The sequence below is a fragment of the Rhizobacter sp. P3_C12 genome (genome assembly GCF_056402735.1).
On sequence record NZ_JBFUGW010000300.1, the window covers coordinates 1 to 7,005 of the forward strand.

Annotated in this window: 7 protein-coding genes; 1 reads left to right on the forward strand and 6 read right to left on the reverse strand. The window is 69.8% G+C overall.

Translation table 11 applies throughout. The features are described from left to right. From AC1DXV_RS29090 to phaC, 5 genes are all read right to left on the reverse strand, one after another. Window positions 1–195: LysR family transcriptional regulator (locus AC1DXV_RS29090; RefSeq protein WP_477936899.1), on the reverse strand; the 195-nt coding region annotated here is incomplete at its 3' end. A gap of 24 nt (window positions 196–219) precedes the next feature. Then, window positions 220–2,067, reverse strand: coding sequence for a thiamine pyrophosphate-binding protein (locus tag AC1DXV_RS29095; protein WP_477866729.1), 1,848 nt, complete (start codon window positions 2,065–2,067; stop codon window positions 220–222). Window positions 2,068–2,514: 447 nt separating this feature from the next. Beyond that, window positions 2,515–3,252: an acetoacetyl-CoA reductase gene (gene phbB / locus AC1DXV_RS29100; RefSeq protein WP_477936891.1), complete on the reverse strand. Its 738-nt coding sequence runs from the start codon at window positions 3,250–3,252 to the stop codon at window positions 2,515–2,517. Window positions 3,253–3,351: 99 nt separating this feature from the next. Then, entirely contained in the window at window positions 3,352–4,530 is a 1,179-nt protein-coding gene (locus tag AC1DXV_RS29105; RefSeq protein WP_477936893.1) for an acetyl-CoA C-acetyltransferase, read from the reverse strand. Between the two features lie 82 nt (window positions 4,531–4,612). Next, window positions 4,613–6,244 (reverse strand): class I poly(R)-hydroxyalkanoic acid synthase, encoded by a 1,632-nt coding sequence (gene phaC, locus AC1DXV_RS29110; RefSeq protein WP_477866735.1) that lies wholly within the window; start codon window positions 6,242–6,244, stop codon window positions 4,613–4,615. A 169-nt stretch (window positions 6,245–6,413) separates the two neighbouring features. Here phaC and AC1DXV_RS29115 point away from each other — a divergent pair, with 169 nt between their 5' ends. Continuing rightward, window positions 6,414–6,695, forward strand: a complete 282-nt coding sequence (locus AC1DXV_RS29115; RefSeq protein ID WP_477936895.1) for a hypothetical protein — start codon at window positions 6,414–6,416, stop codon at window positions 6,693–6,695. On the opposite strand, the gene AC1DXV_RS29120 is transcribed toward AC1DXV_RS29115, so the two are convergent. Continuing rightward, window positions 6,627–7,005 (reverse strand): purine nucleoside phosphorylase YfiH/LACC1 family protein (locus tag AC1DXV_RS29120; protein ID WP_477936897.1); only part of this gene is annotated, 379 nt, incomplete at its 5' end. The two genes, AC1DXV_RS29115 and AC1DXV_RS29120, sit on opposite strands and share 69 nt — an antisense overlap.

Sequence of the window (7,005 nt, forward strand, 5' to 3'; positions counted from 1 at the left end):
GTACAGGTGCTGGCCGCATTCGGTCGGCGACACCCCGCGCGAGCTGCGGTTGAGCAGCAGGCTTTTGAACTCGTCTTCCAGTGCGGCCACCTGGTGGCTCAGTGCGGATTGCGCCACGTGCAGCACGCCGGCCGCGCGGGACAGGCTGCCCAGGTCCACGATGCGCACGAAATAGCGTAGCTGTCTCAACTCGATTTTCCTGTCCTCCTGGGTTGCGTTTCAGCGCTGGCGCGCCAGCGCGAGCCGCACCCGCGACCCGATCTGCGGTGAAGGCTGGCCGTTCGCGCCCTCCGAGGCAGCCGATGCGTCCAGGGCGTCCACCGGCTCGACGCGCAGCGCGTCGGCGAGCGACAGGTCGACCTGCAGCAGGTAGGGCTCGTCGCTGGCAAGGCAGTCGGCCACCGCGCGTTCGATCGCGGCGGCCGACTTCAGCCGGTGGATGCGCCAGCCGAAGGCGCGCGCGACCGCGGCGATGTCGGGCCGCTGGATCATCACGGAGGGCGACGCCGCACAGGCCGCGGCATTGCGCCGCGGATCGGCCAGCGGCGGCGGAAACACGATCAGCTTCAGCGGCCAGCCGTGGTCGTAGACCGACTGCAGCTCGTGCAGGGTCGGCAGCAGTGCATTCGCATCGCTCAGGCACACGACCGGCCGTTGCGGGTGCGCCGCCAGCACGCCGATCGCCGCCGGCAACGCGAAGCCCGGCATGCCGACACCGGTCGACACCAGCCAGCGGCCCGGATGCAGGTGCTGCAGGTGGCGTGCGCCGGCCGCCTGCGCCAGGCCGTCGTCGACGGTCACGACCGCCCCGAGCGCCGCCAGCGGCTCGCGCAGGGCCCGCAGCACCTGGTCGGTGATCGGCGTGCGCGTGCGCGGCCCGTTGACTTCATCGGCGAGCGCGGCATCGCGCCGCCAGCCGTCGATCGCCTGCCACCACGCGTGCCGCGGGGTGGGCCCGTCGCCTTCCGTCTCGGCCTGGCCTTGCAGGCTCTTCAGCCACTGCTGGCCCAGCCCCTTCAGCACCTCGCCACCATCGCCGACCAGCGGCGTGGCAGATGGCCAGACCTTGTTGATGCTGGTCGGATCGATGTCGACATGGATCAGCATGCCCGGCAGGGGCTCGCCGCGCGGCCAGGAGCGCTCGTCGATGCGGGCGCCGATGCAGACCACGACATCGGCGTGCCGCAGCGCGAGGTTCGCCACCGGGCTGCCCTGCTCGCCCAGGCAGCCCAGGCAGTGCCGGTCGCCGGAGGGCAGCGCGCCGAGTGCCGCCATCGTCAGCACGCACGGCAGGTCGGCCACCCGCGCGAACTCGGCCAGCGCCGCGCTCGCCGCGGCGCCGGAGCGGATCACGCCACCCCCCGCATACAACAGGGGCCGGCACGCCGCACGGATCTGCGCCACCGCGCGGACCAGCCGGCGATCCGGCGGCATCAGCGGCCCCTGGCCCGTGAGCACCGCGCCGACCACGGACGCGCCGGTGCGCCGCACCGTCACTTCGGTGCGCTGCACGTCGAGCGGCATGTCGAGCAGCACCGGCCCGCCGCGGCCGGCGCGGGCGATCTGCACCGCGCGGTCGACGATGGCCGCCGCATCGTGCGCCAGCGCCAGGTCGATGCGCCGGCTCCACTTCGTCACGGCGCGGGTGATGCCCAGCGCATCGCATTCGCGGAAGGCATCGGTGCCGATCAGCGCCGATTCGACCTGCCCGGCGATGCACAGCAGCGGCACCGAATCGGCCATCGCGCTCATCAGCCCGGCCACCGCCGCCGCGACACCGGAGCCGCCCGACACCAGCACGGCCGCCATCTGCCCGGTCGCCTTGGCATAGCCCTCGGCCGCGTGCACCGCCGCCCGCTCCTGCGACAGCCGCACGACGCGCACCCCGGCGCTCGTGCCGAGCGCCTCGCACAGCGGCGCGATCAGGGCGCCTCCGCTGCACAGGAAGAACATCGTCACGCCGTTGTCGATCAGCGCCTGGATGACCGCCTGCGAGCCGGTCTGCCAGCGCGCCGGCAGGCCGAGCCGGTGGGGCGTGGTGCGCTGGCCGTCGGGGGGAATGTCCACGGGCTCGGGAAACAGGGTGGCGTGAGGCTGGAAGTGCTGCATGCGGAGTTCTGCGCGCTGACAGACCAAGGGGAGCGAGACAAAGGGGGCGGGACGACAGCAGATGTCCAACGGGAGACAGCCAACAAGCCCGGGACAAAAAAACCGCCGGGTGCCAGCTTGCGTCTCAATTGCGGGGAAATCGTGCAGGCCGATGGGCCAGGGTCCCCGCGGCCTGCGGATGGGTGAATCCGGCGGCGCGTGATGAATGGATGCGAATGCTAGTGAGCTTTCGCGCAGAGGGGCATATCCAATGTCGATAGCGCCATCTGCCAAATCGATGGCTCGAGGCACGGCGGCTCAAGCTCGTGCAAGAAATTGCAGGCGCCATGACAACAGCCCCGGCGCCAGCATGCTGGCAACCGGGGCTGCGGGGTCCGCGCGAACGCGGGAAGGGACGCCGGGGCCTCAGCCCATGTGCAGGCCGCCGTTGACCGAGAAGTCGGCGCCGGTCGCGAAGCCGGATTCATCCGACGCCACCCACGCCACGATGGACGCGATGTCGTCCGGCGTGCCCAGGCGCTTGACCGGGATGCCGGCGACGATCTTGTCGAGCACGTCCTGGCGGATCGACTTGACCATGTCGGTGGCGATGTAGCCCGGYGACACGGTGTTGACCGTCACGCCCTTGTTGGCGACTTCCTGGGCCAGCGCCATCGTGAAGCCGTGCATGCCGGCCTTCGCGGCGGAGTAGTTGGTCTGGCCGAACTGGCCCTTCTCGCCGTTGACCGAGCTGATGTTGATGATGCGGCCCCAGCCCTTCTCGAGCATGTCGTCGATCACCTGCTTGGTGACGTTGAACAGGCTGGTCAGGTTGGTCTCGATCACCGCATCCCAGTCGGCGCGGCTCATCTTGCGGAACATGCCGTCGCGCGTGATGCCGGCGTTGTTGACCAGCACGTCGATCGAGCCCAACTCGGCCTTGGTCTTCTGGAACGCCGAGACGGTGGAATCCCAGTCGCCGACATTGCCGACCGACGCGTGGAAGTTGTAGCCGAGCGCCTTCTGCTCGTTCAGCCACTTGGTGAAATCGCGGCTCGGGCCGCAGCCCGCCACGACGATGAAGCCGTCCTTGTGCAGGCGCTGGCACATCGTGGTGCCGATGCCGCCCATGCCCCCGGTGACGTAGGCGATCTTCTGGGTCATTTTCTTCTCTCCTGAAATAGGTGTGCAGACACCCGAGCGTCGTCGCGCCCGGGTGCGGCGTCAACCGGGGTTCGCCCTTGGCTCACCCTGGCTTAACTTTCAACGCTCGACCGTCAAGGCAACACCCATGCCACCGCCGATGCACAGGCTCGCGATGCCCTTCTTCGCGTTGCGGCGCTGCATCTCGTGCAGCAGCGTCACCAGGATGCGGCAGCCGGATGCACCGATGGGGTGCCCGATCGCGATCGCGCCGCCGTTGACGTTCACCTTGCTCGTGTCCYAGCCCATCTCGTTGTTCACCGCGCAGGCCTGGGCCGCGAAGGCTTCGTTGATCTCGAGCAGGTCGAGGTCGGAGGGCTTCCAGCCGGCCCGCTGCAGCGCCTTCTGCGAGGCCGGCACCGGCCCGATCCCCATGAAGGCCGGGTCGAGCGCCACGGTCGCGTAGCTCTTGATGCGCGCGAGCGGCGTCAGGCCCAGCTGGTCGGCCTTCTTCGCGGTCATCACGACCACGCCGGCCGCGCCGTCGTTCAGGCCCGATGCATTGCCGGCCGTCACGCCGCCGGCCTTGTCGAAGGCCGGGCGCAGGCCCGCCAGCGCCTCGGCATTGGTCTTGCGGTTGATGAACTCGTCGGCGGCGAACACGATCGGGTCGCCCTTCTTCTGCGCGATGCTGAACGCGACGATCTCGTCCTTGAACCGGCCAGCATCCTGCGCGGCGGCCGCCTTCTGCTGCGAGGCCAGCGCCAGCGCGTCCTGCGCCTCGCGGCTCACGCCGAACTTCTTCGCGACGTTCTCGGCGGTGATGCCCATGTGGTACTGGTTGTACACATCCCACAGGCCGTCGGTGATCATCGAATCGACCAGCTTCCAGTCGCCCATGCGCTGGCCGTCGCGCGAGTTCGGCAGCACGTGCGGGGCGAGGCTCATGCTCTCCTGGCCGCCGGCGATCACGATCTCGGAGTCGCCGTCGCGGATCGCCTGCGCCGCCAGCATCACCGCCTTCAGGCCGGAGCCGCAGACCGCGTTGATGGTCAGCGCCGGCACCGCCTGCGGCAGGCCGCTCTTGATGACGGCCTGGCGCGCCGGGTTCTGGCCCGAGCCGGCGGTGAGCACCTGGCCGAGGATGACCTCGTTGACCTGGTCGCCGCTGAGTTTCGCGCGCTTCAGCAGCTCGGCGATGACGGCTGCGCCCAGCTCGGGGGCCGGCGTCTTCGCGAGGGCGCCACCGAACTTGCCGACGGCGGTGCGGGTGGCGGCGACGATGACGATGTCGGACATGGGAGTCTCCTGTTGACGGGATTGAGGGCGGATGCTGGAGGGAATGTGGTGCGCTGCGGGCGCCGGGTCAAGCCTGCGCGCATCAGGCCTTTTGCTTCACATAGCGCCCGGGCGCCGGCTCGATCGGCTTGTGCCTGCGGCTGCCAGGGTTTTTCGGGGCCGCAAGCTGCTTGCCGGCGTGGCCGGCCAGCCAGGCGTCCCAGTCGGTCCACCAGCTGCCGGGGTGTTCCTGCGCGGCCGCGAACCATTCGTCGGCGCTGGCGGGTTGCGCTCCCTGGGCCTGGCCGATCCAGTGGCTGCGCTTCTTCTTGGCCGGCGGGTTGATCACGCCGGCGATGTGGCCCGAGGCGCCCAGCACGAAGCGCGTCTTCGCCTTCTTCAGCACCTGGGTGTTCCGGTACGCCGCGTCCCACGGCACGATGTGGTCCTCGCGCGAGCCGTACACGTAGGTCGGCATGTCGACGCGCGACAGGTCGAGCTTCTCGCCRCACACCGTCACGCGGCCCGGCTTCACCAGGTTGTTCTCGAGGTAGGTATTGCGCAGGTACCAGCAGTACATCGGCCCCGGCAGGTTGGTGCTGTCGCTGTTCCAGTACAGCAGGTCGAACGGCGGCGGCGTCTCGCCCTTCAGGTAGTTGCCGACGACGTAGTTCCACAGCAGGTCGTTCGGGCGCAGCGCGCTGAAGGTGGAGGCCAGCTCCTGCCCCTTCAGCAGCCCGCCGCCGTTCGGGCTGGCCGGGCCGAGCGTCATCTCGCGCAGCTGCACCATCGCCTCGTCGACGAACAGGTCGAGCACGCCGGTGTTGCTGAAATCGAGGAAGGTCGTCAGCAGCGTCATGCTGGCCGCGGGCTTGCGGCCGCGCGCGGCCAGCACCGCCAGCGCCGTCGCGAGGATGGTGCCGCCGACGCAGAAGCCGAGCGTGTTGAGCTTGTCGGCGCCGGTGATTTCCGTGACCACGTCGATCGCGCGGATGGCCGCGTCTTCGATGTAGTCGTCCCAGCCGAGGTGCGACAGGCCCGCGTCGGCATTGCGCCAGCTGACGACGAACACCCGGTGGCCCTGCGCGACCGCATGGCGGATCAGCGAGTTCTCCGGCTGCAGGTCGAGGATGTAGTACTTGTTGATGCACGGCGGCACCATCAGCAGYGGCCGCTCGAACACGGTCCTGGTCAGCGGCTTGTACTCGAGCAGCTGGAACAGTTCGTTCTCGAACACCACGCTGCCCTCGGTGGTGGCGACGTTGCGGCCGACCTCGAACACGCTCTCGTCGGTCTGCGAGACGTGGCCCTGCTGCAGATCCTGCACCAGGTGCTGCACGCCGTGCAGGATGCTCTCGCCCTGCGTCTTCAGCGCGAGCTGCAGCGCCTCCGGGTTGAGCGGCAGGTAGTTGCTGGGCGAGGCCGCCGCGACGTACTGCTGCACCGCGAAGCGGATGCGCTCGCGCGTCTTCTCGTCGCCCTCGACGCTGTCGGCCAGGCCCATCAGCGTGCGGGCGTTCAGCAGGTACAGCCGCGCGGTGAACGAGGCCATCGGGTTGTCGGCCCAGGCCGGGCCGCTGAAGCGGCGGTCGCCCAGCGGTTCGGGGGCGGGCCGGGCCGCGGCACCGTTCGACGGCGCGCCGGCGATGCTCTGGTTCCACAGCGCGCTCGCCTGCGCCATGTAGTCGGCCTGCAGCGCGCTGAGGGCCGGCAACGGCAGGCTCAGCCCGCTCATCGATTTGAAAACGTCACCGATCGTCGCGCCGAATGCATCGGCACTGTCGGGGGCCACCGCCGCTTGATTCTTCACAGGTCTCCTTGCCGGCCTCGCACGGGCCGCCGCCTTGGGGTCAGTTTCGGGTCACACTCTTCGCTTCGACACCAGCCGCCGAGCGGCCTCAAAAATGTACCTCGTCGCGATTGCCTGGATGTACGTGGTTGTCATGATGAGCATCGCCGAGGCGACCAGCTCGCAAGGCACCGTGCTCGGCGCGGTCTTCACCTTGCTGCTGTACGGCGTGCTGCCGCTGTCGATCGTGCTGTACCTGCTGGGCACGCCGTCGCGGCGGCGTGCGCAACGCCAGGCCGAAGCCGCCGCCGAGGCAGGCTCCCCGGCTTCAGCGCAACCAGACGGCAGCGGCCATCCGCCCGGTGATGCGGTCGCGCCGGAACGAAAAGAACCGTGATGCATCGTCGACGGTGCACCAGTCGCCGCCCTTGATCTGCGTCACGCCCAGGCCCKCGAGGCGCCGGCGCGCGAGTTCGGGCAGGTTGGCCATCCATTTGCCCGGCGCATGGCCGCGGAACAGCGCCGGGTCGGCGCGTTGAGGGTCTTCGCCGAAGGCTTGCAGCACGTCCGGCCCCACTTCGAACCGCCCCGGCCCGATGCACGGCCCGAGCCACGCCACGAGCGCGCCCGGTTCGCAGCCGGCCGCCGCGCACAGCGCCGCCACGGTGTTGTCGAGCACGCCGCCGGCCAGGCCGCGCCAGCCGGCA

Bases quoted from the DNA above. Each gene is read 5' to 3' on its own strand.
- AC1DXV_RS29115 (WP_477936895.1), top strand. From the start codon at position 6,414: ATGTACCTCGTCGCGATTGCCTGGATGTACGTGGTTGTCATGATGAGC.